The 23647-nt window shown below is 63.5% G+C and carries 25 protein-coding genes; 13 read left to right on the top strand and 12 right to left on the bottom strand.

What is annotated here, in order from left to right:
* Positions 1-30: 30 nt before the first annotated feature.
* Entirely contained in the window at positions 31-1770 is a 1740-nt protein-coding gene (locus tag BJ994_RS15495) for an L-aspartate oxidase (protein ID WP_167995326.1), read from the bottom strand.
* Between the two features lie 71 nt (positions 1771-1841).
* Here BJ994_RS15495 and BJ994_RS15490 point away from each other — a divergent pair, with 71 nt between their 5' ends.
* On the top strand, positions 1842-2780 hold the full coding sequence (locus BJ994_RS15490; protein ID WP_167995325.1) for a LysR family transcriptional regulator: 939 nt from the start codon (positions 1842-1844) through the stop codon (positions 2778-2780).
* Between the two features lie 5 nt (positions 2781-2785).
* Positions 2786-3145 (top strand): DoxX family protein, encoded by a 360-nt coding sequence (locus BJ994_RS15485; RefSeq protein ID WP_167995324.1) that lies wholly within the window; start codon positions 2786-2788, stop codon positions 3143-3145.
* A 2-nt stretch (positions 3146-3147) separates the two neighbouring features.
* On the opposite strand, the gene BJ994_RS15480 is transcribed toward BJ994_RS15485, so the two are convergent.
* The 3 genes from BJ994_RS15480 to BJ994_RS15470 form a co-directional block, all read right to left on the bottom strand.
* On the bottom strand, positions 3148-3447 hold the full coding sequence (locus BJ994_RS15480) for a DUF4193 family protein (RefSeq protein ID WP_167995323.1): 300 nt from the start codon (positions 3445-3447) through the stop codon (positions 3148-3150).
* A 124-nt stretch (positions 3448-3571) separates the two neighbouring features.
* On the bottom strand, positions 3572-4645 hold the full coding sequence (locus BJ994_RS15475) for an alkene reductase (protein ID WP_342450400.1): 1074 nt from the start codon (positions 4643-4645) through the stop codon (positions 3572-3574).
* A 162-nt stretch (positions 4646-4807) separates the two neighbouring features.
* Positions 4808-5530 (bottom strand): SDR family NAD(P)-dependent oxidoreductase, encoded by a 723-nt coding sequence (locus tag BJ994_RS15470; protein WP_167995322.1) that lies wholly within the window; start codon positions 5528-5530, stop codon positions 4808-4810.
* 67 nt (positions 5531-5597) lie between these two features.
* Between BJ994_RS15470 and BJ994_RS15465 the strand changes: the two genes are divergently transcribed.
* Positions 5598-6116: a MarR family winged helix-turn-helix transcriptional regulator gene (locus tag BJ994_RS15465; RefSeq protein WP_167995321.1), complete on the top strand. Its 519-nt coding sequence runs from the start codon at positions 5598-5600 to the stop codon at positions 6114-6116.
* A 76-nt stretch (positions 6117-6192) separates the two neighbouring features.
* A complete protein-coding gene (locus BJ994_RS15460; protein WP_342450456.1) occupies positions 6193-6732 on the top strand; it encodes an alpha/beta fold hydrolase in 540 nt (179 codons plus the stop codon).
* Between the two features lie 197 nt (positions 6733-6929).
* On the opposite strand, the gene BJ994_RS15455 is transcribed toward BJ994_RS15460, so the two are convergent.
* Complete coding sequence (locus BJ994_RS15455; RefSeq protein ID WP_167995319.1) at positions 6930-7451, bottom strand: hypothetical protein; 522 nt, start codon at positions 7449-7451, stop codon at positions 6930-6932.
* A 386-nt stretch (positions 7452-7837) separates the two neighbouring features.
* On the opposite strand from BJ994_RS15455, the gene BJ994_RS15450 reads away from it, so the two are divergent.
* A complete protein-coding gene (locus tag BJ994_RS15450; RefSeq protein WP_342450399.1) occupies positions 7838-8179 on the top strand; it encodes a TfoX/Sxy family protein in 342 nt (113 codons plus the stop codon).
* Positions 8179-8790, top strand: coding sequence for a LysE family transporter (locus BJ994_RS15445; RefSeq protein WP_167995317.1), 612 nt, complete (start codon positions 8179-8181; stop codon positions 8788-8790). Before BJ994_RS15450 ends, BJ994_RS15445 begins: the two co-directional genes overlap by 1 nt.
* A gap of 8 nt (positions 8791-8798) precedes the next feature.
* Here the strand turns inward: BJ994_RS15445 and BJ994_RS15440 are convergent, their stop codons facing one another.
* Positions 8799-9245: a MarR family winged helix-turn-helix transcriptional regulator gene (locus tag BJ994_RS15440; RefSeq protein WP_167995316.1), complete on the bottom strand. Its 447-nt coding sequence runs from the start codon at positions 9243-9245 to the stop codon at positions 8799-8801.
* Positions 9246-9327: 82 nt separating this feature from the next.
* On the opposite strand from BJ994_RS15440, the gene BJ994_RS15435 reads away from it, so the two are divergent.
* Entirely contained in the window at positions 9328-9870 is a 543-nt protein-coding gene (locus BJ994_RS15435; protein ID WP_209066915.1) for an NADPH-dependent FMN reductase, read from the top strand.
* Here BJ994_RS15435 and BJ994_RS15430 read toward each other — a convergent pair.
* Positions 9846-10487 (bottom strand): maleylpyruvate isomerase family mycothiol-dependent enzyme, encoded by a 642-nt coding sequence (locus BJ994_RS15430; RefSeq protein WP_167995314.1) that lies wholly within the window; start codon positions 10485-10487, stop codon positions 9846-9848. The two genes, BJ994_RS15435 and BJ994_RS15430, sit on opposite strands and share 25 nt — an antisense overlap.
* Positions 10488-11003: 516 nt before the next feature.
* Between BJ994_RS15430 and BJ994_RS15425 the strand changes: the two genes are divergently transcribed.
* Positions 11004-11816, top strand: a complete 813-nt coding sequence (locus tag BJ994_RS15425) for a PP2C family protein-serine/threonine phosphatase (RefSeq protein ID WP_167995313.1) — start codon at positions 11004-11006, stop codon at positions 11814-11816.
* Positions 11817-11901: 85 nt separating this feature from the next.
* On the top strand, positions 11902-12921 hold the full coding sequence (locus tag BJ994_RS15420; protein ID WP_167995312.1) for a phosphotransferase: 1020 nt from the start codon (positions 11902-11904) through the stop codon (positions 12919-12921).
* Between the two features lie 44 nt (positions 12922-12965).
* Here the strand turns inward: BJ994_RS15420 and BJ994_RS15415 are convergent, their stop codons facing one another.
* The 3 genes from BJ994_RS15415 to BJ994_RS15405 form a co-directional block, all read right to left on the bottom strand.
* Positions 12966-13367 carry a VOC family protein gene (locus BJ994_RS15415; RefSeq protein WP_167995311.1) on the bottom strand — a complete coding sequence of 134 codons (402 nt, stop codon included), beginning with the start codon at positions 13365-13367 and terminating at the stop codon, positions 12966-12968.
* On the bottom strand, positions 13357-13992 hold the full coding sequence (locus BJ994_RS15410) for a methyltransferase domain-containing protein (protein ID WP_167995310.1): 636 nt from the start codon (positions 13990-13992) through the stop codon (positions 13357-13359). Before BJ994_RS15410 ends, BJ994_RS15415 begins: the two co-directional genes overlap by 11 nt.
* Before the next feature lie 162 nt (positions 13993-14154).
* The gene (locus tag BJ994_RS15405; RefSeq protein WP_167995309.1) at positions 14155-14967 is read right to left on the bottom strand and encodes an NAD(P)H-binding protein; all 813 of its coding nucleotides are present in this window, start codon (positions 14965-14967) and stop codon (positions 14155-14157) included.
* Between the two features lie 187 nt (positions 14968-15154).
* Between BJ994_RS15405 and BJ994_RS15400 the strand changes: the two genes are divergently transcribed.
* Positions 15155-15457, top strand: a complete 303-nt coding sequence (locus tag BJ994_RS15400) for a winged helix-turn-helix transcriptional regulator (RefSeq protein WP_342450398.1) — start codon at positions 15155-15157, stop codon at positions 15455-15457.
* 47 nt (positions 15458-15504) lie between these two features.
* Here BJ994_RS15400 and BJ994_RS15395 read toward each other — a convergent pair whose 3' ends face one another.
* Both BJ994_RS15395 and BJ994_RS15390 read right to left on the bottom strand, forming a co-directional pair.
* On the bottom strand, positions 15505-16890 hold the full coding sequence (locus BJ994_RS15395) for an ATP-binding protein (protein ID WP_167995308.1): 1386 nt from the start codon (positions 16888-16890) through the stop codon (positions 15505-15507).
* Positions 16890-18545: an NAD(P)/FAD-dependent oxidoreductase gene (locus BJ994_RS15390; protein WP_167995307.1), complete on the bottom strand. Its 1656-nt coding sequence runs from the start codon at positions 18543-18545 to the stop codon at positions 16890-16892. The genes BJ994_RS15395 and BJ994_RS15390 overlap by 1 nt, the downstream gene beginning before the upstream one ends.
* A 282-nt stretch (positions 18546-18827) precedes the next feature.
* On the opposite strand from BJ994_RS15390, the gene BJ994_RS15385 reads away from it, so the two are divergent.
* From BJ994_RS15385 to xdhC, 3 genes are read left to right on the top strand one after another with little or no spacing between them, the layout of a single operon-like run.
* On the top strand, positions 18828-20324 hold the full coding sequence (locus BJ994_RS15385) for a xanthine dehydrogenase small subunit (protein WP_167995306.1): 1497 nt from the start codon (positions 18828-18830) through the stop codon (positions 20322-20324).
* Entirely contained in the window at positions 20321-22744 is a 2424-nt protein-coding gene (xdhB, locus tag BJ994_RS15380; protein ID WP_167995305.1) for a xanthine dehydrogenase molybdopterin binding subunit, read from the top strand. The genes BJ994_RS15385 and xdhB overlap by 4 nt, the downstream gene beginning before the upstream one ends.
* 1 nt (position 22745) lies before the next feature.
* Positions 22746-23543: a xanthine dehydrogenase accessory protein XdhC gene (gene xdhC, locus BJ994_RS15375; RefSeq protein ID WP_167995304.1), complete on the top strand. Its 798-nt coding sequence runs from the start codon at positions 22746-22748 to the stop codon at positions 23541-23543.
* Positions 23544-23647 lie beyond the last annotated feature (104 nt).

The following is a 23647-nucleotide window of genomic DNA, read 5'->3' as shown; positions in this document are numbered from 1 at the left end:
GGCGGCTTCGCAAAGCGGTGGCGGGCGCCCTCACTCGACGAGCTTGCCGGCCACCGAGTCGTCGGTGTCGGCCTCGGCCAGAGCACGAAACGACTCGGGCGCCGGGGGCAACGCCTCGAAGCTGACTCCGCCTCCCGGAGACCAGACGAAGTTGCCCTGCAGGGAGGGATCCATCGCCGGGAAATCCGCGCGGTTATGAGCGCCGCGGGTCTCGCGACGTTCGAGGGCACACTCCAGGGTGGCTCGTGCGGCCAGTAGGGATCCCAGGAGATCGAAGGCGTGGGCCAGGTCGTCGAACCCGGCAATGTCCGGATGGGCGGTGACGTTCTGGGCTCGTTCTTCCAGCACGGAGAGCTTGCTCAACCCCTCCTGCAACCCTTCCCCGGTACGCACAACACCGGCGTGCTCGGTCATCACGTTGCGCAGCTCGCGCTGCAATCGCCGCACCGACTCGGTGCCGTTTCCGTTCAGCAGGGACTGCATTTCGTTGCGGGCTAACCCGACGACGGCAGGATCCCGTCGGACACTGGTGCGAGACAACACGTACTCGGCGACGTGCTCACCGGTGATCCGCCCGTAGACGAGAAGCTCAATCAGCGAGTTGCCGCCCAGACGATTGGCGCCGTGCAGGCCCGAGGATGCCTCGCCGATCGCATACAGCCCGTCCACTCCCGTCCCGTGGTCCTCAGGTGCAACCCGGACCCCGCCCATCGAGTAGTGGGCGGTGGGGGCGATCTCCATCTTCGTGGTGGTGATGTCCAGCATTTGCAGGTCGATCAGGGTGCGGTAAACCCGCGGCAGCTTCTCCAGGATGGTCTCCTGCGGCAGGTGGGAAACGTCCAGATACACCCCGCCCTTCTCAGTCCCCCGGCCCTCGGCAGTCTCTGTGAATGCGGCCAGGGCAACCCGGTCCCGTGTGGAAAGCTCCATGCGCTCGGGATCGTAGCGTTCCATGAAGCGCTCACCGAGCGCGTTGGTGAGAATGCCGCCCTCTCCGCGCGCCGCCTCAGAGACCAGCGTGCCGGCGGCGTCGTCGGGCTCCAGAAGCCCTGAAGGGTGGAACTGGACCAGTTCGGCGTCGCGGACTCGTGCCCCTGCCAACGCGGCCAGCCGGAAGGAGTCACCGGTGTTCTCATCGCGTCTGGAGGAGGTATGGCGCCAGATGCGCGTGTGCCCGCCTGCGGCCAGAATGACCGCATCGGCATGGATTCGCACGGGAGTGCCGTCCACGATGTCGAACCCGTAAGCGCCGAAAATCGTACCGTCGGAGACGAGCAAGCGGGTGATGTAGACAGTGTCGATAACGGGCACGTTCAACTCAGCTGCCCGACGCATCAGGGTGCGCTGGATCTCCAGGCCTGTGTAGTCGCCGGCATAGGCCGTGCGGCGATGCTTATGAGCGCCGAAGAAGCGCTGGGAGATGCGCCCGTCCTCCTCCCGCGCGAACGGCATACCCCACTTCTCGAGGTCCTCGATGCCGCGCGCCGCGTTGCGTGCCACGGTCTCGACGATGGCTGGGTCCGCCAGGAAGTAGGACTCGCGCAGGGTGTCTGCCGCGTGCTGCTGCCAGCTGTCCTCCGGATCCATCGTGCCCAGGGCAGCATTGATCCCCCCGGCCGCCAGGGTGGTGTGGGCGTCGTGCTTGCGGCGCTTGCCGACTGCCAGCACCTGGACCCCGCGTTCGGCGAGTTCAATCGAGGCGCGAAGGCCGGCACCGCCCGTGCCAATGACCAGGACGGAGGTGGACAGAAGTCGTTCGGAAAGGTTCATGTTTCCCACGCTAAGGACTTGCGCTCAATGTATCCAATGCATTGTTCGAGTGGATCTGATGCGCCTATGCTATGACGGTGAAACTAGACCAACTACGCTCCTTCGAAGCGGTGGCACGAGTGGGGCATTTCACCCGCGCGGCGGAGGAGCTCTATCTCGCTCAACCATCTCTGAGCCGTCAGATCGCCGCGCTTGAGACGGATCTGGGTACTGAGCTCTTCCATCGTGGACCGTCAGGCGCTGCTCTGACCGATGCTGGTGAGCTGCTGCTCCCTCTTGCCCGCCGGATGCTCGGCGACGCCCGGACCGCTCGCGAGCAGATGGATGAACTGGCGGGGCTGCACCGCGGCCGTGTGAGGCTTGGCGCCCCGCCTACCCTCTGCGTCTCGCTGGTTGCCGATGTGCTTGCCGCGTTCCGTGCCGCGCACCCTTCAGTGGCGCTGCATGTGATGGAGGCTGGTTCCCGCGTTTTGATGGATGCTCTCAGTGAAGGCGCATTGGACCTTGCCCTGGTTGTCACCCGTGGAGAGGGTGCGGCTGCACCGGGCGCCGAGTTGATCCCGCTGCTTTCCGAGGAACTGGTGGTCGTGTCCGCCTCAGCTTCCCAGGCTGCGGAGGAGATTACCCTGCAGGAGTTGGCGCAGATTCCCCAAGTGGCATTCAACCGCAGTTACGATCTTCGTGTGGCCACCGATGCAGCGTTCTCCGCCAATGGCCTGGAACCTGTGATCGCGGTAGAGGGGGCGGAAATGGACGCTGTCCTGCGATTTGTTGAACGCGGACTCGGCGTGGCTGTGGTGCCCGCAATGGTGGTCATTGATCGGCCAGGCTTGCGCAGCGCACGTCTGGTGAAGCCCTCCCTGACGCGGACCGTTAATCTGGCGCGACGCAATGACGTCGGTCCGTCTGCCGCTGCGGCGGCCATGCAGCAGTTCGTCTTCCGCGCCGTGGACCGGCTCACGGCACCGGGCACCGATCTTGCGCAACTGGTCACGGCGGTACCACGTTGATTGAGATGTCAGCGCTACCAGACCCGGTGTGGCCCGTCGTCGTACTCGCGGTCATTCAGCTTGTTGACGGCCTGCTGTGCCTGAAACCGGTGCCGTTCATTGCGCAGTGCTTCACCGATGTGCGCTTTCCCAGGCGGTTCTGGTGGGTGGCGGCACCGATCAAGTTCGCCGCCGTCGTCGGGCTGGTGGCGGGGATCTGGGTCCCATACTTGGGGTTGATCACAACGATTGCGCTGGTGGTGTACTTCATTGCCGCCATCAGCATGCATATAGCCGCGCGGGATTTTGGCCGCAACCTGTTTGTCAACGCGAGCGGAATGCTGGTGATCTGCATTGCGACGCTGGTGTTCAGTTTCCTCGTCTAGCGTCAGCCTTCGCAGTCCACACAGTAGGAGAGCCCGTTTTTCGTCCTCGCAATCTGGGAACGGTGACGTACCAGGAAGCAGGAGTTGCACATGAATTCGTCGTTGCCCTGAGGAACGACGTGAACGACGAGTTCCTCCGCGACTATTTCACCGCCGGGCCCTTCGGCGTCGAGCCCTTCGGTCTCATCCAGTTCCCTCACAACGCTCTTGGCCGTCGGCGCACTGGCCGACTGCAATGCCTGCAGGGACTGCTCCTGCGACTCCTTCACGTCCGAGCGAAGTTCGTCGTAATCAGCTGCCACTTTTCAAAGCCTCACTTCTTCTCAGAGATCGAGTACGCGAATGAACAACGTACAGCCTGCCGTCGGAATTCCCTAAGTGCCGAGGTTGGAGCCCGCAAGAAGCAGGACATCCATCACTCCGTCGCTAGGCCGGCTGGTAGACGGGATAATCCGTGTAGCCCTCGGCGCCGGCACTGTAGAAGGTGGCCTGGTTCGGTTCGTTGACCGGCAGATCTTCCTTCCAGCGGCGCGCCAGATCAGGGTTGGCAATCGCCGGGCGACCGACGACGACGGCGTCTGCCAGCCCATCCGCAACCAGTGAGATCGCCTCATCTCGGGTGGTCATCACGCTGAAGCCGGTGTTCAGGAGGAAAGTGCCGTTGAAGCGCCGGCGCAGTTCCTGCACGAGTTCACCGGCAGGCTCACGGTGGAGCACGCTCAGGTAGGCGAGGCTGAGGGGCGACAGGGCCTCGGCCAGCAACGCGTAGGTCTGCCGGGAGTCTTCGTGATCGAGTTCGGTAGCTCCCTGGACGTTGTGCTCGGGCGAGATCCTGATACCCACGCGCTCGGCGCCGATCGCGGCAACGACGGCTTCGGTCACTTCAATCACGAAGCGGGCACGGTTCGCAGGTGAGCCGCCGTACTCGTCGTCGCGCTGGTTGGCGGCGGGGGAAAGGAACTCGTGCAGCAGGTATCCGTTGGCAGCGTGCAGCTCAACGCCGTCGAACCCGGCCTTGATCGCGTTGAGCGAGCCCTGCACAAACTCCTGAATCACACCGGGGAGTTCGTCCCTGGTGAGGCCGTGCGGGACCGGATACGGTTGCTTGCCCTTGTAGGTGCGGGTCATGCCCTCGATCGCGATGGCGCTGGGGCCGACCACGTTGTGGCCCCCATTGGTGTCCTCATGCGTGACCCGGCCGGCATGCATCACCTGGGCGAAGATCCGGCCGCCCTCACTGTGGACGGCTTCGGTGACCTTGGCCCAGCCCTGGATCTGCTCATCAGTCACGAGACCGGGCTGTCCGGGAAAGCCCTGCCCGACATGGCTGGGGTAAGTGCCTTCACTGACGATCAGCCCCAGTGTGGCGCGTTGGCGGTAATGCTCGACGACGATCGCGCCGGGCACGCCGTCCTCACCGGAGCGGCACCTTGTGAGCGGAGCCATTACTAAACGGTTCGGCAGTTCCAGATCACCAAGGGTCATCGGGGAGAAGAGCACGGGAAAGTCCTTTCACTACAAGCGTTTCACTCGGAAACGATTGTTGCCGGGGCAACTATTCCGGATGGGATGCGAATCACACGCTTCAGTAGACCGCTGTGCCGCGTTTCGGCACCTGGGCGGCATGGCGCCGTCGTCGTATTGTCCATGTTGCGTTTCCACTCAGCGAGTGGTGTGTGCGCCCCCGTTGACGTGGATGGTTTGCCCGGTGATATGTCGGGCACCCGGTGACGCCAGAAAGAACGCAGTTGCAGCGATATCGGCGGCGTCCCCTGCGCGTTTGTCGTGCGTGGCAGCGATGAGTTTTGCCCGTCGTTCATCGCGCATGCCACCGTGGAACAGGTCCGTATCCTCAATGTAGCCTGCGGCAATTACGTTTGTGGTGATGCCGTTCGGCCCAAGCTGGGCGGAGAGCCCTGCGTTCCAGGCCGCAAGGGCTGCTTTAGCAGTGGAGTAGGCATTGCCTGCGTACTCGGCTCCAATCGAACCCAGATGAATGACCGCAGAGCCGGGGCGCAGACGTGGTTGGCAGGCTGTCGTCATGAGAACCGCCGACAGCAGATTCAGCCGCAGGTTCTCCATCCACTGTGAAGCAGTCGCATTGATCGGGTTTTCTTCTTCATTAGTTGGCCGCGGAGCAAAGCCGCCCGCATTGTTTACGAGTACGTCCACGTGGCCATTCAGCTCGTCGAAGAGTGCCGCAACGTCATCCGGATTGCCGGCGTCGGATCGAATGTGCTCGCACCCGAGGCTTTCGGCAGTCGCTCGGAGTCGATTCGAGGTACGTCCAGTGATGATGACCCGATCACCTGCTTCGACGAACTGTTGCGCGATCGCACGTCCAATTCCATTGCTTCCACCGGTGACCAGTATTGTCCTGCTCATTGGCAGTGTCCTTCCGTTATTGTATGTTTAGCGCTAAACATACAGCTCGTCTCACATGGGAAGTCAAATGCAACAAGTCGGAGAAATAGGCGGATCTGATGAGGAAGCCACATCCGTAGCTGGTATTGCCGCGGCCTGGAAACGCGAACTCCCGGGCGTGGACGTTTCCTCCATTCACATCGTCACGCCGATACTGCGACTCACCAAGCGGGTCAGGGAAGGGCGGGATCGCGTTCTGCTGGAGGCCGGACTGGACGCTTCGACGCTGGATCTCCTAAGCGTGCTGCGTAGATCTGGCGCGCCGTATCAGTTATCGACCCGTCAGATCACCGAGCGCACGCTGGTCAGCGCGGGGGCTATCTCGCAGCGCATCACGCGTGCTGAGGAAGGTGGGCTGGTACAAAGGAGTCGTGGTGAATACGGCAAAACCGTCATCGTGACGCTTACGAAGCGAGGGCACGCCTTGGTCGAGAATGGGGCGGCAGCCGTCCTGAAATCAGATGCCGAACTGCTGGCGGGTGTAGACCCGGGGGAGCTCGCCATGCTGGCAGAGTTGCTGGGCAAACTGCAACGGGTCGGCGCTTGAATCAGCGACGGCGAGTAGTTCAGCCGCACGTCGCTTTCTGCTGGTCGTCGCGGATGTTGTGCAGGTCATCGAGGAGATCGGAGGTCCGGCCGCGCTCGTCGGGCAATCGATGGGTGGTCACACCGCGATGCTCGTGGCGGCCCACCGCCCGGACCTGGTTAGCCGGTTACTGCTGCTCGAATCTGACGCGGGGCGGGGGACGGAGGCGGAGCATCAGGAGTTGGGAGCCTACTTTTCATCATGGCCCACACCGTTTCGCGATCAGTTGGAAGCTCGAAGCTTCCTTGGCGACGGTCCGCTCCAGCGAGCGTGGGTCGAAGACCTGGAGATGAGGCCAGATGGATTGCATCCACGCTTCGATGCCGACGTCATGGTCGAGACCATGCGGGCAGTTGCGGTACCGCGGTGGGAAGAGTGGGAAAGGGTCGCCTGCCCCACAACCGTGGTGTATGGCAGCAACGGCATGTTTTCCGAGGAGGAGCGGAGTGCATTCGCGTCGAAGGCGCCCGTCATCCGACGGGTAAACCTTCCTGGCGCCGGACATGACGCCCATCTGGATTCCCCGCCCGCCTGGAAAGCTGAGTTACGCGCTTTCCTGGATCTCTGCGATGGTTAGCCCCCTGCGCACCGAACGCACCCGATGCTTCTGGAGCTTGAGCACGCAGAGCAACGGCGACGATCAATTGCTGTGCTCTCGAGGTGGAACTTGCTCCCTTGCACGACGGTCAGGCGGCCCGCCCCGAGGACGTAGCCACCTAACCGTGTTAGCTCACACCGTCCAGCCGTGGAAGGCCGTCCGGTCGGGAGCCTGGCCTAGCTGTCGGCGTCCACAGAAGTGTCGACACTCTGGGCAACGATGTAGTTCTCACCGTCCCAGTCAGCAAATGCTTCGTCCTCGAGATCCAACCCGGTCTCGTCCTCAACCGTCGGGAGGTCGAATGACTCATAGACCGTACCCGTTACGGAAACAGTCAATCCGGGAGTCACTTCCTCCATCTCGCCCTGGGCGACCACCAGGAGGGCTTCCACCGTCGTGTCATCGGTGCCCGCGATGGTGAAGGATGTATCGGACACGATCTCGTTCACATCCGCCGACAAGGTCACTTCCTCGTTGACATAGCTGTCATAGTTCTCGTAGAAATCTGTGTCGTAAACACCGTCGTAAGGGCCCGATTCCGCATCGACGGCGGCGTCCTCCTCGGCTATGTCTTCGACGTCGGCTCCCGTCTCAGTTCCGGAAGTGCTGTTGCACCCGGCAAGGCTCAGAGCGGCGATCGGCAGGATGCCGGCCATAGCAAGCTTCCGGGTCCGGCTCATGTACGTGTGCGTAGTCATATTGCATTCCTCCTTCGATGGGTTGGTTGGCGGCGCTTTCAACCCGATTGATGTACTGCTGCGCCGTTCCCCCTCACCGTAAGCACGCTTATTTTTCTCCTTCAATGAGCGATATTTTCTCGTTATCCGGGCTGCTGGACGGCTCTTGTGTCGGCGCAAACGCCTGACCCCTTGACTCGCGGGGATCCAGTGAGCGCCAGGGTCCGGAGCGGATTACTATCCCGAAACGACGATCGTTATTTCCGTGTTACGCAGCAGGTTGGACCTGGTCATCGGGCCTTGGACCGCGCAGGGCAATTCAGCGCGAGGTGCCACCTTTGGCTGGAAGTCTTCCCCGCGCGGCTTCGGGGATGTAGCGTGCACCTTCTGGAGAGATGGAGATTGCCGTGCCTGATTGGGAACTGGCGGATCGCATCCGCTATGCGTTGGCAACGCAGGGCGCGGTGCGCGAGAAGAAGATGTTCGGCGGGCTCTCCTTCATGGTGAACGGGAAGATGGTGGTGAGCGTAAGGCGCGACGGCGATTTGCTGGTGCGCATAGATCCCCGCCGCAGCGGCGAATTGCTTGCTGTCAGCGGCGCGCGGCCCGCTGAGATGGGTGCCGATCGGCCCATGGGAGATGGCTGGATTTCGGTGGGCCCGGAAGCGACGGCCACGGGGGAGGGGCTCTCCTTCTGGCTTGGTGTGGCCCTTGAGTACAACGCGCGCATCCGAAACGAGGACGGCTAGTGAGCGTCGCGTTTCTACTGACCACACTCGTGATTGTGGCGACGCCGGGCACCGGAGCCCTGTACACGATTGCCGCCGGCATGGCCCGCGGAACCCGGGCAAGTCTGGTCGCGGCGTTCGGCTGCACCCTGGGCGTTGTTCCGCATATGGTTGCCGCGATTACCGGGCTCGCCGCGCTCCTCAACGCCAGCGCCATCGCGTTCCAGACCATCAAGTACCTTGGCGTGGTCTACCTGCTCTATCTCGCCTGGCAGACCTGGCGCGACAAAAGCTCTCTCGAGGTGGACGCGCGTTCGGCGCCTGCGTCCGACTGGAACGTCATCCGCTCGGCGATCCTCATCAACGTGCTGAACCCGAAGCTTACGATCTTCTTTTTCGCGTTCCTCCCGCAGTTTGTCCGTCCGGCCGAACCGGACGCCTGGCTTCACATGGCCGGTCTCAGCCTGGTTTTCATGGGCGTCACACTGGTGATTTTCGGGGCGTATGGATTGTTCGCAGCCGCCATGAGGAAGTACGTGATCACCCGGCCGAGAGTAGTGACGTGGATGCGCCGCACATTTGCCGCAACGTACGTTGCCCTTGCCGGACGGCTGGCCCTTCAGGAGCGTTGAGGCCCTGGCTATTCCACGGGTACGGAGCGGCCCTTCAGGCTCTGGGCGAGATCACCGAGCGCATCGATCAGGTCGGAGACTTCTGTTCTGGCCAACCCGGCTGTGGTTTCTTCGGCGATGTCACGCCAGACCGATGAGAGCTGCTCGGCTACTCCCCGTCCCTGATCAGTGAGATTTACGACGACGGCGCGGCGGTCCTCAGCGGATGGTTCCCGCCGAATGATGCCATTGGCTTCCATCCGGCGAACTGCCGCAGTCATGGTGGGGGGCTCACATCCTGCGGCGACGGCAAGCTGGGCCTGACTGCGCGGGCCACGACGGGCTAGCTCCATAATCACGGTCTCCTGGCCAACCGCCAGTCCGATTCGGGCGAGTGCGGCACTCGCTAAGGCGCGATGCCGCATTCCGATGGTGCGGATGGCCGCATTGAGTGATCGCACTTCGTCTTCAGTCATCGAAGCCCTTGACATCGGTTAGTTAGCCACCTAACTTTAAATAGTAGTTAGTCAACTAACTATATCAAGGAAGGAGCACATGATGAAGATCTTGGGTATCTCGGGTTCCACCAGGGCGGATTCGTTCAATAGTGCGCTGATCCGCATGGTCGCAGCCAACCTCCCAGAGCATAACGTCGAGGTGGAGACGAACCTCGCTGCGCTGCCCTTTTACAACGCCGATATCGAAGCTCGCGAAATACCGGATGCCGTTGAAAACCTGCGGCAGCTGACAGCCGAAAGTGACATGGTGGTCATAGCAACTCCCGAATACAACGGCACAACACCCGGCGTACTCATGAACGCCGTCGAGTGGCTGTCCCGCCCGCACCGCAGCAGTGCCCTCGCGATGAAGCCGACCCTAGTGATCAGCGCATCACCCACGCCGGGTGGCGGAGGTCGCTCCGCCGCGCATCTGCGCAGCGTTCTGGAACGCATTGGCGCTGACGTCAGTCCCGCTGAGTTCGCAGTTCCCAGGGCCTACGGCGCCTTGAACCCGGAAACCGCTGAATACAGGGAGACCTCGCAGCGCCTGGATACGCTCCTTCGGACCGTTGCAGCTCAGTCGCCTGCCCTCGCTGGATAACGAGCTTCCAAAACGGGCTTCCCCGGACCGCTGAGGTCCGCCAGGGCGGTCCTGCGGCCCGATACCGCCATCAGCAGTGAGATCGCCGATCCCTCAACGGTGGGTCCCGTACCGTGGATGAACTCAGCATCGGTCGCGGTGAGGGTAAGACCGGCTATTAGGCCTTTCCCGCCGCCCACCGCAACGCTGGTGCGCGCTTGCAGCGCAAGGGCACGTACGACGGCGGCAGCCGGGTAGTCGCGCACGATACCGAGGGGCCGGCGGATGTCCTCACCATGCACGAACGCCTCGACGAGCCGTGTGTCCTTGGGTGCCGGTGGAGATGAGGTGCGAAACTGGACGGCGCGAAATGAGGAGAGCGTCTCCGCCGGGCTTCCCTTTCGCTCATCCGATACTTCGTTTGCGTTCGCCTTGTCGAAGTCGAAACCGGCCGCCGCGAAGTGCTTGATGAAGCTCCAGGGTGTGATCTTGGCGGTGGCAATCAGGTGCGCGACGACGTCGTGCACGTCCCAGCCTGAACATAACGACGGCGTCGCCCACTGCTCGGGTGTCAGCGCTTCGAGATCGTCCGCAAGGGCTATTCGTTCTGCGTGCACGGTGGGCCAGATGGCGGTCATGTCAGGTGCGCCTTTCACGTTGATCGCTACCTCTGAGTAGACGTGGGGCGTGCCTGAAAGTCATCGGTATCCTCATGGCACACTGGGTTGATGTACTCGCTCGAGCTCTTTTTCGATCCGGAGCTCGATGCTGGTGTTCGAAGCATCTGGCGCCAACTGAACGAACAAGACCTGAGCTCGCTCGAAACGCGGTCGCATCGCCGTCATGTGCCCCACGTTAGCCTGGCTGTCGGGCCGCGCCTGAATGAGCTTGATCCTGCGGCTTTCGCTGATTTCCGGACGCCTCGCCGGGTAGATTTCGACGCCGTTGCGACCTTCGCAGGGCCCGGCGGCGTCGTCTTCTTGTCAGTCCGTCCCTCGATGGACTTCCTGGGGTCGGTATGCCGGCGTGAATCTGGTTACGCTGGCGACCGGAGAATCCCGCTCACTCGCAACCTTCTGAGATCTGTTAGCCCAGGCCTTTAGTAGGCTCTGGTCTTCAGATGGTCCGGGTTCGGTTCACAGAACGGAGTAGCAATGACACTCGCATTTCAAGCGGCTGGTCGTTCCTGGCAAGGAGCACACCGGGACAATAACGAGGACTCATTTCTTACGTCAGAGTCCGCTATCGCCGTAGCGGATGGTGTGGGCGGGCATGCCGGTGGCGAGGTCGCGTCGGCAATGGTGATTCAGAATCTGGCCGCGGTCATCCAGTCGATGCGCGGCCGTGAGCTCAGTGAGAACCAGGTTCGGGAAACGATCGCGACGGCGAACTTCGGCGTGTCCCTGCGGGTGAGGCATGACGAGGCGCTGACAGGCATGTCGACCACCTTGTCGGCACTGTTCCGTGGCGACGGCGGCCTGCTGCTGGCTCATATCGGCGACTCGCGTGCGTACCTGCTGCGGGGGACGCAAGTCCACCAGGTTTCCAGGGACGATTCATACATCCAGGACCTTCTTGATGCCCAAAAGATCACCGCCGCGGACTCGCGAAGGCACCCGATGCGGTCAGTGGTTCTGAAGGTGCTCTCCGGTGACAACAGCAGTCCGACATCCTCCGTGGGTTTGTCCCGCCATGAAGCACTGGATGGCGACCGCTGGCTTCTGTGCAGCGACGGCTTGACGGACTACGTGCCGATCGAACTGGTGGAAGAGACGCTGTCGGCAGGGCTTGACCCCGAAGCCACCGCCGACATTCTCATCGCCCTGGCCGGCCAACACGACAGCCGGGACAACATCACACTGGTCGTGTGCGATGTGGTGAACAGGACGACGACGACGGCGGCAGTCCAGGTGGGTGGCGCGGCGTTGGAACTGTACGGAGCACTTCCCGCTCCGGGTATGCGCTGAGCGGCTGCATGGGCTAACCGATTGGGATTACCCAACCACTCTGGTAGCCTGCGAAACACAGAACGTAGCTGGAAGGTGAGCCATTGTGAGCGGTGATCAGGAAACTAGCCGAGCGGAAGCGGTCCGCGCAGGTTTGGAGCGCGACGTCGTCGAATTCAGTCCTGCCTCGATCTACGAATGGGGGCCTGTCTACCGAGCGCGGCTTACGACCGCCGACGGCAGGGAAGCTGACGCTGTCGTCAAGCCGACGCTGTCCGATCCGGGCCAGGCGGCCGCTCTGGGGAGGTGGCAGACGCACCTACACAATGCAGGCTTTCCGTGCGTTCGCCCGCTGACACTGGCTGCAACGGAGCTACCGGTGCACGCCGCCGAAACTGCCTGGATGGCGTACCCCTGGATCGAGGGGACTGTCTGGCCGGGCACTACGGCATTCATCATGGCCGCAGGGCGTGGACTGGGAATCTTCCATCGCGAATCCTTCACTTTCGACGACGCCGGCTTGCCCCGCTTCGAGTGGCCGAAATTCAGTGCGGAATCGGTGAGCGAGGACGTTGAGGCGATCCAGCAGGTCTGCAGGGAGCACGCCCAATCATTGGAGGGCGGGGATTATCCGCTCGGCGCTGCCGAGGCCGCTTCGCGTTGGGTAGGAGAGCTGGAAGCGTTTCACTCCGAACCACTTCCAGCAATTCGGGACGCAGGCCTTCCCAGCTGCGCAGTGAGCCTGGACTACCGTGCATCGAACCTCATCTACGCCGACGAGAGCCAGATTCCGACCTTCATCGATTTCGAGAACGGTGAAGTTGCACCAAGGCTGCTGGACCTTGCACTCTCTGTCCTGCTGTTCGCCAGCGAGGCGAAGAATAACCCCGGCCGCCTCTTCTCGAGCGAAGAATGGAAGGCATACCTGGCGGGCTACGTGGCGGAGGCGCCCCCTCTTACCGCGGATGAAACTGAGCTATGGCCAGCAGCCCTGAAGTATATGCGTCTTGAATGGGGCACCTGGCAACTGACTGAAGGGGCCGAGTGGCACCTGCCTGGTCAACAGGAATTTCTGCTTGACTTGCTCACCGTCCAGGATGCGGAGCGCTTCCCGCTGCGGACGTAGTCGCGGGCTTCACGAGGCGCTTGGCGCTGCACCCTCACGGGGGCTTACTGTGGCGAGAGGAACTCGAGCCGGTTGCCGTTGTTGTCATTCAGGTAGAAGCGTCGCATCCCGGGGAAGCCGTCGTCCCACTTGGGCGTCAGTCCGTGTGCCTCTACTCTGGCGGCGAGGTCATTAAGGTTTTGGACGAGAATGCCCGGATGGGCCTTCTTCTGCGGCGTGAAGTCTTCCTCGACGCCGAGATGCACTTCAAGGTTGTCGCCGCGCACCCACAGACCACCTCGTGCGGCGAGGTCCGCAGGCTTCTCAACTTCCGTGAGGCCGAGGACGCCGACGTAGAACGCCCGGCACTCGTCCTCACTGCCTGCCGGAATTGCGAGCAGTATGTGATGCAGTCCTAGCTTGAATGGAGTATCGGCAGGCGCGGCGTCGTAGCGGTCAACTGGCATGGGCGTTCTCATCCTTCTGTGAGTGGTCAAAGCGTCGGGCGGCAATAGCTCCGTGCGGGCGATGCCCAGGACCAACCCGCGAATGAGTTTCGACCGTCTCAAACCCGGCGGCACTCAGGCGACGGGACAACTCCTCAATGGGCCAGTAGTACGCCGGGACAACAGCGTGGGGAAAGCTCTCTAGCTGCAGCCCTTCGAAGAAACCTAGGAGCAGTCCGCCGCCCGGCCACACACATCGCGCGAATTCGCGTAGTGCTGCGGCCACCTCCGCAGGAGTCATGTGGATGATGGAATACCAGGCGAGGATGCCGCCAAGCGACGCGTCGGGAGCTTTCAGGTCATCAAGCGTACCCACCCTGAAAGGAACACCCGGGTAGCGTGCTTTCGCTTGCGAAATGAATGTCGGTACCAGGTCGACACCCTCAACCGACGCGCCATGATCCTGAAGGAAGCTCGTCCAGTGTCCAGGACCGCATCCGGCGTCAATCAGTTCGCCTTCCAGGCCGGCTGCCCATTCGCGGACAAGCTCCAGATCAGCGGGATGGACTGCCTCGATGTGTCCGACGGCGGCAACGTACTCATCCGCGCGCTGTGAGTAGGCGTGGCTCACATCGGCAGTCGTCACCGTTTCAGCCTACTTGCTCCTGAATGACGCTTCGGGCACTCCCATAGGTGTTTCAGCGAACGCCCGCACTGCAGGCATTGCATGCGTTGAGAGCGCTGCAGTCGTTTTCTGAGAGAGACACAGGTTCCTGCCTGGCGAATCGCGCGGCGGACCTCAAGCCTGCTATTCGCCCCGTCGCGCAACAGCAGCGGCCACCGGGAGCGGCTCGGTTGGCACACGACCGAGTACCTTCGCCAGGTCCGTTCCCGGCTCCCGTAGGAATCCATGTGTCGCGGCGCTGTGGATGGAGTGAAGCATGGCTGGCTGAAACGGGAGTAGCTCCACGTCAGCCAGTTCGGCTCGAAGATCCTTGAGGGACGCCGGCCGATACGTTGCCCCTATGATCCCCGCGACATCGCCGGCAGAAAACGGGCGGGCGCCTACGAGGTTATAGGTGCGGCCGCTGTGCCGCGCGGGCGCAAGCGCAACCAAAGCCGCTGCTTCGGCAAGATCCTGCCTGGCCACGGCGGCAATCGGCGCCTCTCCGAATGGCGCAGTGATGACGCCGTCGTCGTTCGGGGTAAGAAGGTGTCCCACAAGTTCTGCGTACAGCCCATTGCGCAGGATGGTCCACGGGGTCGACCCGGCCATCAGCCGCCGCTCAGTCCAGCGGTGGGCCAACGCGAACGCAAGGTGGTCACCTCCCGTGGCGAGGCTGGTATAGGTGATGTGCTCCACACCATCGCGTTCCGCCGCATCGATGACCCGTCGATGGCGTTCGATGACGGTGTCGTCCTCGTCGGCGCCCGCGGAAATGAAGACCAGCGTGTCGACGTCTTCGAAGTGGAGGGTGGCATCGTCGTCGAAATCAATCTGCCTTGTGTCCGGGACATCAGCACTCCGGCGGGTGCCGCCAACGACGTCGGCGCCTAGCTTTGTGAGGTGCGCAAAGACAGCGGCACCCAGCTGGCCTGAGACACCGGTTACCAAAATCATGTTTCTCCTGAAGGTTCTAATCAGTTACTAGACTCATCCTGAGTAACCAGCTGGAGGGTCCACAAGGAGGCACTTTGATGTCAGTCGGTCACATCGGGGTAACCCTTGGACTGGAGCCTGCGGCAAAGCGGAACACGCTGATTGCGGTATTCGCGATGTATTGGACCGCATCGGAGATAAGTGGTCGGTGTTGGTAATCGTCGAGCTGGCGTCAGGTCCCAGAAGATTTCGCGAACTGCAGCGGGCCGTTGAGGGGATCTCCCAGCGGATGCTGACGCTCACGGTGCGCCGGTTGGAACGAGACGGACTGATCACGCGAACCGTGCTCGCGGCGGTTCCCCCGCAGGTCACCTACGACCTCACCGATCGTGGGGCGAGCCTGACCCACCTGGTCAAGCAACTGGCGGACTGGTCCCTGGCACACAAGGACGCCATTGGCGATTCACGCGAGGACTATGACCGGGCGAATCCGGGGAACGAAATCCGGTAGATCCAGGCGCGGATTGAAGTTCCCGAAGGACCGCGCAACAGCGAAGTTCAGGACTGGACGAGCGGGAGCCGCACCCGGAAGACAGTGTTGCCCGGGACGGATTCGAAGTCGATGGTCCCACCATGCCTTTCGACAACAATTCGCCGGGCAATGTCGAGTCCCAACCCAGTTCCCTTGCCGACGTCCTTGGTTGTATAGAACGCCTCGAAGGCCCGCTTCGACACCGAGGGCGCTAACCCCGGTCCGGTGTCACCTATTTCGACCGACACTTCCGCTCCCTCGGCCCGGGTGGCTACGCGCAGGGTGCCGACGCCGTCCATCGCGTCCACGGCGTTGTCGATCAGGTTGGTCCACACCTGATTCAGTTCGCCCGGGTAGGCGTCGATGCGGGGAACGTCGTCACTGTACTCGCGCACGATTTCCACGCCGCCGCGAAGCTTGTGCCCAAGCATCACCAGCGTGCTTTCGAGTCCCTCAACCACGTCGATGGTCTGGCGGGAGCCCCGGTCCATCTGAGAGTAGGACTTCACGGCCGCAACAAGTTCCGAGACCCTCCTGGTGGACTCCCGTACCTCAGCGAGCAATCTTTCCATGGACACGGTGGCGGCTACCCACTCCAGTGCAGGGTCCAACGCCGGCCCTTCGAACAAGGCCTCGGCTCGACCGCACCAATCCAGGTCAACACCCGCTGCGGCCAGAGTTGGACCGATGAGCCAGTCGCGCTCGACCTGCCGCTCCGACAGCCAGTCAATGAGGAGATCCTCCTGATCGGCGAGCGTGATTGCGTCAGGAACGGCCGTCGTCGTCGTTATCTCCCGCCGTAGGGCTTCCAGATCAGCAAATTGGACCGGAGTGATGCCGGTGCGGGTGAGGCGCCCCACGGAGGCGAGCAGGGATCCCGATGCGTCCTCGAGGGCGTCGACGGCCCGGCTCGCGGCGGCTGCGGGATTGTTGATCTCGTGCGCGAGGCCCGCCGAAAGTGTGCCGAGCGTTGCCAGGGCCTCCCGCTGGCGCACGGTGGATTCGATGCGCCGGGCCGTCCCGTACAAGCCTTCGATGAAATGCACGCCGAACGGAAACCACTTCCCGAACAGCTCTCGCAGGGCTGTGGCGGGGACCCGGAGCACCCGGCCAGGCGTCCTTCCCCGGCCGGTGGCAAGGTACACGCTGGCCGGATCCCAGGCGCGGAAACCTCCAGCCCAACGCCCCGGCACATCCATGGTCCCGACGACGCTATCCTCCCGTCCCACGTGCCGGACCAGCTGAAGGCTGCCGTCGATGAGTACCCACCAGTAGTCCGCTGGTTCACCCTCCTCGAAGAGGTTGATGGCGGGTTTCACGGGAACCTCGTCACCTGCTTCGATGAGTTCGGCCAGCTGTTCGTCACTGAGTCCGGTGAAGAGGTCGATCTCCCGCAGGTCGCTCGGGTCCATCAGACGGTCCCCAGATAGCGATGCACCAGGTAGACGGACATGGCGCCTTCGCCCACTGCCGATGCCACCCGCTTCATCGAGTCCAGCCGGACGTCCCCGGCAGCGAACACGCCAGGCACGCTGGTTTCCAGTGCAAACGGCGCACGGGTCAGCGGCCAACGCGGAGGGTAGCCCGGATTGAGCAGGTCGTGCCCCGTGACGACGAATCCCCTTTCATCACGGACGACGTCGTCGCCAAGCCAGCTTGTTCGCGGAGACGCACCAATGAAGATGTAGAGCCAGCTTGAGGGGACTTCCTCAGTGCCGCCTGTGTCCCTGTCCGCAATAGTGACGGATTCAAGATGGCCGTCCCCGTGAACCGCCACAACCTCACTGCGATAGCGGACCTCGATCGCCGGCGATGAGGTGATGCGTTGAATAAGGTAATGGGACATTGTTGCCTCGAGGGTTCCGGAACGGACCACAAGCACCACCCGCTTCGCGAAACGCGCGAGATTCAGCGCGGCCTGCCCGGCGGAGTTCGCGGCACCGACAACGTAGACGTCGTCACCCTCGCACTGACTGGCTTCGCTTGCGTTCGCGCCGTAGTAAACACCGCGGCCGCTGAGCGCCTCCATCCCTTCCGCTTCGAGGCGCCGGTAGGACACCCCTGTGGCAATGATGAGTGCCCGCGCCTCGATGTCTTTCGACCCAAAAAGAACGGCCCGTACCTGACCGCGGGACTCAAAGCCGACGACGTCGTTCGCCAGCACTACTTCCGCCCCAAACCGGGAGACCTGCGCCATTGCCCGCTGTGTCAGGTCGGAGCCGCTCAGACCCTTCGGGAACCCTAGGTAGTTCTCGATGGCGGCGCTCTGGCCGGCCTGGCCGCCGGGTGCCTCGCGCTCGACGATCACGGTGCTGAGTCCTTCCGATGCCGCGTAAACGGCGGCGGCCAAGCCCGCCGGTCCGCCCCCGACGATGCAGACGTCGTAGAGCGGCTGTTCGGCACGGGTCCGCAAACCCAGAGCGGATGCAAGTTCGAGCGTCGACGGCGACTTGAGTACGGCGCCGTCGGGAAGCAGCACTATGGGCATGTCTTCCGGAGCCGCTCCCGCAAGGTCTCGCAAGCGTGAAGCTTCGGCGTCGCGCTCGATGTTGTACCAGCGGTAGGGCACGTAGTTGCGGGCAAGGAAGGTCTTGATTTCGTGGCTGCGGTCGGACCATCTGGCGCCGACCACGCGCAGGTCCGAGGTGTGATCCGGGTTCGCCCTTCGCCAGTCGTCGAGCAGGTCATCGACTACCGGATACAGTCGCTGGGCGGGTGGATCCCACGGTTTGAGCAGGTAATAGTCGAGCCCGATGTCGTTGATCGCCCGGATGGCGACGTCGGTATCCGCGTAGGCAGTGAGGAGAAGGAATTTCGCACCGGGCGCCTGCGGCCGTGCGCGCTCCAGCAGTTCGATCCCGGTCATTCGGGGCATCCGCTGGTCCGCCGCGATCAAGGCAACCGCCTGGTCCCGCAGAGCGAGCTTGTCCAGGACATCCAGTGCCTCGGCGCCTGAGGAGGCCCGGAGGATCCGGAACTCGGGCCCGTACCTGCTGCGGAGATCGCGGGCCACGGCCGCCGAAACCTGCGGATCGTCATCAACCGTAAGGATGTTCGGTTTCGTCATGACCGGCGGTCCCTGTAATCAGCCATGTGGCATGACCCATCTGCTCAGGAGACCTAGCGTGAAGCCTATCCAGAGCGGCCCCGCGCGTCTACGGGTCCACTTGCGCCAGGCCCGTTTTCCCGGCGTCTTCCGCTTCGCCATAACTATCTCCACATCGTGGAAACAAACTTCCATCAAATGGGTGTACGCTTAATCACACCGAAACTACGTAACGAACAGTCTGACGCAAGTTCAGGCAGTTCGGTTGGCGCGTCGGTCCGGTTCGTACGGGAGCGTGAAAAAATGGAAGGAATCAGGGTAACCGTCAACGGCGAAGTCCGTGACTGCAGTGGGACAAACCCGCACACTCGACTACTCGACTGGCTGCGGGACGAAGGACTCACCGGTTCAAAGGAAGGCTGCGCCGAAGGGGAATGCGGCGCATGTGCCGTCCTCGTAGCGAGGCCGGACGGACCGGATCGCAGCCGCTGGACCTCTGTTAACGCCTGCCTACCGCCCGCCCTCGCCTTCGACGGGCAGGAAATCATCACGGCGGAGGGTCTCGGAAACGTCTCCAACGCGTGTACGCCCGAAGAGCTGCACCCCGTCCAGCGTGAGATGGCGGAACGCGGCGGCTCGCAGTGCGGCTACTGCACTCCCGGATTCATCTGCTCAATGGCCGCCGAGTACTACCGCCCTGAGCGGACGCCAGCTGACAGCGACACATCTGATGGAGCAACCGGGCCCTCAGTGGTCGGCGAAGATCACGCCACGGACCACGAGTGCGGGCCCAACGGCTTCGACCTTCACGCCCTCAGCGGAAACCTCTGCCGCTGCACCGGCTACCGGCCAATCCGCGATGCTGCCTACGCACTCGAGACGCCACCGGACGCCGATCCGCTGCTGGACCGGCAGAACCGTCCGGCACCTGTGCCGCAGCGCACAAAGACGGAACAGTTCAGCCGCCCGGAAACTCTCACAGAGGTACTGCAGGCGCTGCAGGACAACCCGGACACCAAGCTGGTTGCCGGTGCAACCGATCTGGGCGTCGAAGTGAATCTCCGGCACTCGCGCCCGACGACGACGATCGCCATCGACCGGCTCGAAGAGCTCAGGACGTTGCGCCAGAGCGCGGACTCTATCGAGATCGGCGCCGCCCTCACCCTGTCGGAAGTGGAACGTGCGCTCGCCGGCCGCGTACCCCTGCTCAGCCACCTCTTCCCGCAGTTTGCATCCCGCCTGATCCGCAACGCCGCAACCTTCGGCGGGAACCTGTCCACCGGTTCGCCCATCGGCGACTCCGCGCCGGTCTTCCTCGCGCTGGACACGAGAGTTGTCCTGGCCTCGGTAGAGGGGGAACGCGAGGTCCCGCTCTCGGAGTACTACACCGGCTACCGGCAGTCCGTGCGTAAACCCAACGAACTGCTGCGCGCCATGAGAATCCCGCTGCCGCTCGCCGAGAGCACAGCGTTCTACAAGATCGCCAAGCGGCGCTTCGATGACATCTCCAGCGTGTCGGTGGGCATCGCCATGCAATTGAGCGACGGCGTCGTGAGTTCCGTCAGGATCGGGCTGGGCGGTGTCGCGGCGACGCCAATCAGGGCACTGAAGACTGAAGCGGCGCTCGTGGGACAACCGTGGACGTCCGACACCGCCGCCGCGGCCGCAGTGGTCATGGCCGGCGAAGGAACACCAATCGATGACATGCGGGCCAGCGCGCTTTACCGCTCGGCCATGCTGAGACAAGCCTTGCTGCGGTTCCACGCAGAGAACGCACCGGCACTGGAGGTGGCCAAGTGAAATCCCTCGCAGAACGTCCCGTGAATCCCGTGGTCGGCGTTTCGGTCTCCCACGAGAGCGCGTCCGCCCACGTGACCGGAACCGCCCTCTACACCGACGACCTCATTGTCCGCAGCCAGAACGTCCTCCATGCCTGGCCACTTCAGGCGACGCACGCGCGGGCACGGATTCTGAGCCTGCGCACCGAACCCGCGCTGGAGGTTCCCGGCGTGGTGAGGGTGCTGACGTCGTCGGACGTTCCAGGTGTCAATGACGCCGGCATCAAGCACGACGAACCGCTCTTCCCTGACGAGGTCATGTTCTACGGCCACGCAGTGTGCTGGGTTCTGGGTGAGTCCCTGGAGGCCGCCCGGCTGGGCGCCGAGGCCGTCGAGGTGGAGTATGAGCCGCTGCCCTCGCTGCTGACAGTGGCCGAAGCGATCGACGCCGGGAGCTTCCAGGGCAACCAGCCCACCGTCGAGCGCGGCGAGCCGGATGCGGCGTTGGAACGCTCAACGCACCGGTTCAGCGGCGAGTTCGAGTTCGGCGGCCAGGAGCACTTCTACCTCGAGACGCACGCATCGTTCGCCCACATCGACGAGGGTGGGCAGGTGTTCGTCCAGTGCAGCACCCAGCATCCCTCCGAGACCCAGGAGATCGTGGCGCACGTCCTTGGCCTGCACAGCCATGAAGTGACGGTGCAGTGCCTGCGGATGGGCGGCGGGTTCGGCGGCAAGGAGATGCAGCCGCACGGATTCGCTGCGATCGCGGCCCTCGGGGCAACCCTCACGGGCCGCCCTGTCCGCCTGCGCCTGAACCGCACACAGGACATCACCATGTCCGGCAAGCGCCACCCCTTCCACGCGAAGTGGGAAGTAGGGTTCGACGACGACGGCCGCCTCCAGGCACTCAATGCCACCCTCACCAGCGACGGCGGCTGGAGCCTCGACCTCTCGGAGCCGGTGCTGCAGCGCGCTTTGTGCCACATCGACAACGCGTACTTCATCCCGAACATTCGGGTCCACGGGCGCATCGCGAAGACCAACAAGACTTCGCAGACGGCGTTCCGCGGGTTTGGCGGCCCCCAGGGGATGCTCGTCATCGAGGACCTGCTCGGCCGGTGCGCGCCGTTGCTGGGGGTGGATCCGAGCGAGCTCCGGCGTCGTAATTTCTACGAACCAGGCCAGAGCACACCGTACGGCCAGCCCGTGCGGCACGCCGAGCGGCTGGCGGCGATCTGGCAGTCGCTGGAGGACCGCTCGGACATTGCGCGGCGGCGGGAGGAGATCGCCCGGTTCAACGCATCGCACCCGAACCAGAAGCGCGCGCTCGGCATGACGCCGGTCAAGTTCGGTATCTCGTTCAACCTGACGGCGTTCAACCAGGCCGGTGCGCTGGTGCACGTCTACAAGGACGGCTCGGTGCTCATCAACCACGGCGGAACCGAAATGGGTCAGGGCCTACACACGAAGATGCGCCAGGTCGCCGCGACCGCGCTCGGAGTCCCGCTGTCATTTGTCCGGCTGGCCCCGACGCGGACCGACAAGGTGCCCAACACCTCTGCAACGGCGGCCAGCTCCGGTGCTGACCTCAACGGCGGCGCCATCAAGAACGCGTGCGAGCAGATCAGCTCCCGGCTTGCGGAAGTGGCGGCACGGAAGCTGAACATCCACCCCGACGACGTCCGCTTCGACGCTGGCAAGGTCACCGGCATCGGCTTCCACGACTCCGAACTGACCTTCGAACAGCTGGCCCGCGACGCGTACTTCCAGCGCGTCTCCCTCTGGGCTGCCGGGTACTACCGGACGGAGGGCCTGCACTGGGACAGCTCCCGCATGCAGGGCGAACCGTTCAAGTACTTCAGCTACGGCGCTGCGGTCACAGAGGTTGAGGTTGACCGCTTCACCGGCGCGTATCGCCAGCTTCGGGCGGACATCGTGCACGACGTCGGTGACACCCTTTCGCCCCTGATCGACGTCGGACAGATTGAGGGCGGCTTCGTACAGGGGGCCGGCTGGCTCACGCTGGAAGAGCTGCGGTGGGACGTGTCCGACGGCGCCAACCGCGGCCGCCTGACTACCCAGTCCGCCAGCACCTACAAGCTGCCGAGTTTCTCCGAAATGCCGGAGGAGTTCAACGTGCACCTGTTCGAGCGGGCCACTGAGAGCGGCGTTGTCTACGGATCCAAGGCCGTTGGTGAACCCCCGCTGATGCTGGCGTTCAGCGTTCGGGAAGCCCTTCGTGAAGCGGTTGCCGCCTTCGGCCCGGGCGCCCGCGCCGTGGAACTCGGTAGCCCGGCTACGCCGGAAGCCGTGTTCTGGGCGATCGAACGGGCATCTGTCAGTAGCGCAAAGCTCGCGTCGTCGGATCTTCCCAAGGACGACGACGACGCGCACCAGGACAGCGCGCGGCGCGCCCCCGTCACCACATCAGTGCGTTGACATGGACTGGCTGGAGGCCCTGCAGCACCTGAGGTCGGAGGGCCTGCCGGGTGTTCTGGCCACGGTGTCCGAGGTCCGCGGTCATGCCCCGCGGGAGGCCGGAGCCAAGATGGTGGTCGGCACCGACGCTACGTGGGGGAGCGTCGGTGGCGGCAACCTCGAGGCGACAGTCGTGGACAGGGCGCGGGAGATGATGGCCGCCGGGAATGCTTCGGCGGAGAACGCCGAGTTCTCGCTGAGCGAGCACGCGGTGACGCAGCATGGCAGGCAGTGTTGTGGAGGAAAGGTGCGGGTGCTGCTCGAACCATTCCTCTCGCTGCCCTCCGTGGCGGTGTTCGGCGTCGGGCATGTCGGGTTGGAACTCGGACGGATCCTGTCCAGGCTGCCGCTGCGCTTGTTCCTGGTGGACAGCCGGGGTGAGCAGCTTGTGCCGGACCGGCTGGCCGAGGTGAGTGCGGGTGTCGCTGACGTGCAGGCTGTGCACACGCCGGTGCCGGACTCGTTCCTGCGCGAACTGCCCGCCGGCGCGCATGTCTTCATCATGAGCCACGACCACTCCGAGGATTTCCTGCTCTGCGACGCGGCCCTGCGCCGCGGGGATCTTGGTTCGGTGGGGCTGATCGGATCCTCGGCCAAGTGGTCCCGGTTCCGGCAGAAGCTGCTGGCGGAGGGTTACTCGGAGCCCGAGATCGACGGCATCCAGTGCCCGATCGGGTTGCCCGACGTCGTCGGGAAGGCACCGGCGGTCATTGCGGTGAGCGCGGCGGCGGATCTGTTGCGGAAGCTGACCGGAGGCTGACCCGCGGCGCTGAGCCGGACATGAGAATGGAGGGGAACGTTCCCCTCCATTCTCAATCTATAGCTCAGGTGGGGGCTTGTGGCAAGGCCCCCCTCGTGGCGCAG

This window comes from Arthrobacter pigmenti, from assembly GCF_011927905.1.
In the GTDB taxonomy this organism is placed as follows: domain Bacteria; phylum Actinomycetota; class Actinomycetes; order Actinomycetales; family Micrococcaceae; genus Arthrobacter_D; species Arthrobacter_D pigmenti.
This window is presented reverse-complemented; position numbering and strand designations above follow the sequence as displayed.

What these genes read in the sequence shown, in the direction of transcription:
- BJ994_RS15495 (WP_167995326.1), bottom strand. Translation starts at nt 1,770, where the DNA reads ATGAACCTTTCCGAACGACTTCTGTCCACCTCCGTCCTGGTCATTGGC.
- BJ994_RS15490 (WP_167995325.1), top strand. Translation starts at nt 1,842, where the DNA reads ATGACGGTGAAACTAGACCAACTACGCTCCTTCGAAGCGGTGGCACGA.
- BJ994_RS15485 (WP_167995324.1), top strand. Translation starts at nt 2,786, where the DNA reads ATGTCAGCGCTACCAGACCCGGTGTGGCCCGTCGTCGTACTCGCGGTC.
- BJ994_RS15470 (WP_167995322.1), bottom strand. Translation starts at nt 5,530, where the DNA reads ATGAGCAGGACAATACTGGTCACCGGTGGAAGCAATGGAATTGGACGT.
- BJ994_RS15465 (WP_167995321.1), top strand. Translation starts at nt 5,598, where the DNA reads ATGCAACAAGTCGGAGAAATAGGCGGATCTGATGAGGAAGCCACATCC.
- BJ994_RS15455 (WP_167995319.1), bottom strand. Translation starts at nt 7,451, where the DNA reads ATGACTACGCACACGTACATGAGCCGGACCCGGAAGCTTGCTATGGCC.
- BJ994_RS15440 (WP_167995316.1), bottom strand. Translation starts at nt 9,245, where the DNA reads ATGACTGAAGACGAAGTGCGATCACTCAATGCGGCCATCCGCACCATC.
- BJ994_RS15435 (WP_209066915.1), top strand. Translation starts at nt 9,328, where the DNA reads ATGAAGATCTTGGGTATCTCGGGTTCCACCAGGGCGGATTCGTTCAAT.
- BJ994_RS15430 (WP_167995314.1), bottom strand. Translation starts at nt 10,487, where the DNA reads ATGACCGCCATCTGGCCCACCGTGCACGCAGAACGAATAGCCCTTGCG.
- BJ994_RS15425 (WP_167995313.1), top strand. Translation starts at nt 11,004, where the DNA reads ATGACACTCGCATTTCAAGCGGCTGGTCGTTCCTGGCAAGGAGCACAC.
- BJ994_RS15415 (WP_167995311.1), bottom strand. Translation starts at nt 13,367, where the DNA reads ATGCCAGTTGACCGCTACGACGCCGCGCCTGCCGATACTCCATTCAAG.
- BJ994_RS15405 (WP_167995309.1), bottom strand. Translation starts at nt 14,967, where the DNA reads ATGATTTTGGTAACCGGTGTCTCAGGCCAGCTGGGTGCCGCTGTCTTT.
- BJ994_RS15395 (WP_167995308.1), bottom strand. Translation starts at nt 16,890, where the DNA reads ATGGACCCGAGCGACCTGCGGGAGATCGACCTCTTCACCGGACTCAGT.
- BJ994_RS15390 (WP_167995307.1), bottom strand. Translation starts at nt 18,545, where the DNA reads ATGACGAAACCGAACATCCTTACGGTTGATGACGATCCGCAGGTTTCG.
- BJ994_RS15385 (WP_167995306.1), top strand. Translation starts at nt 18,828, where the DNA reads ATGGAAGGAATCAGGGTAACCGTCAACGGCGAAGTCCGTGACTGCAGT.
- xdhC (WP_167995304.1), top strand. Translation starts at nt 22,746, where the DNA reads ATGGACTGGCTGGAGGCCCTGCAGCACCTGAGGTCGGAGGGCCTGCCG.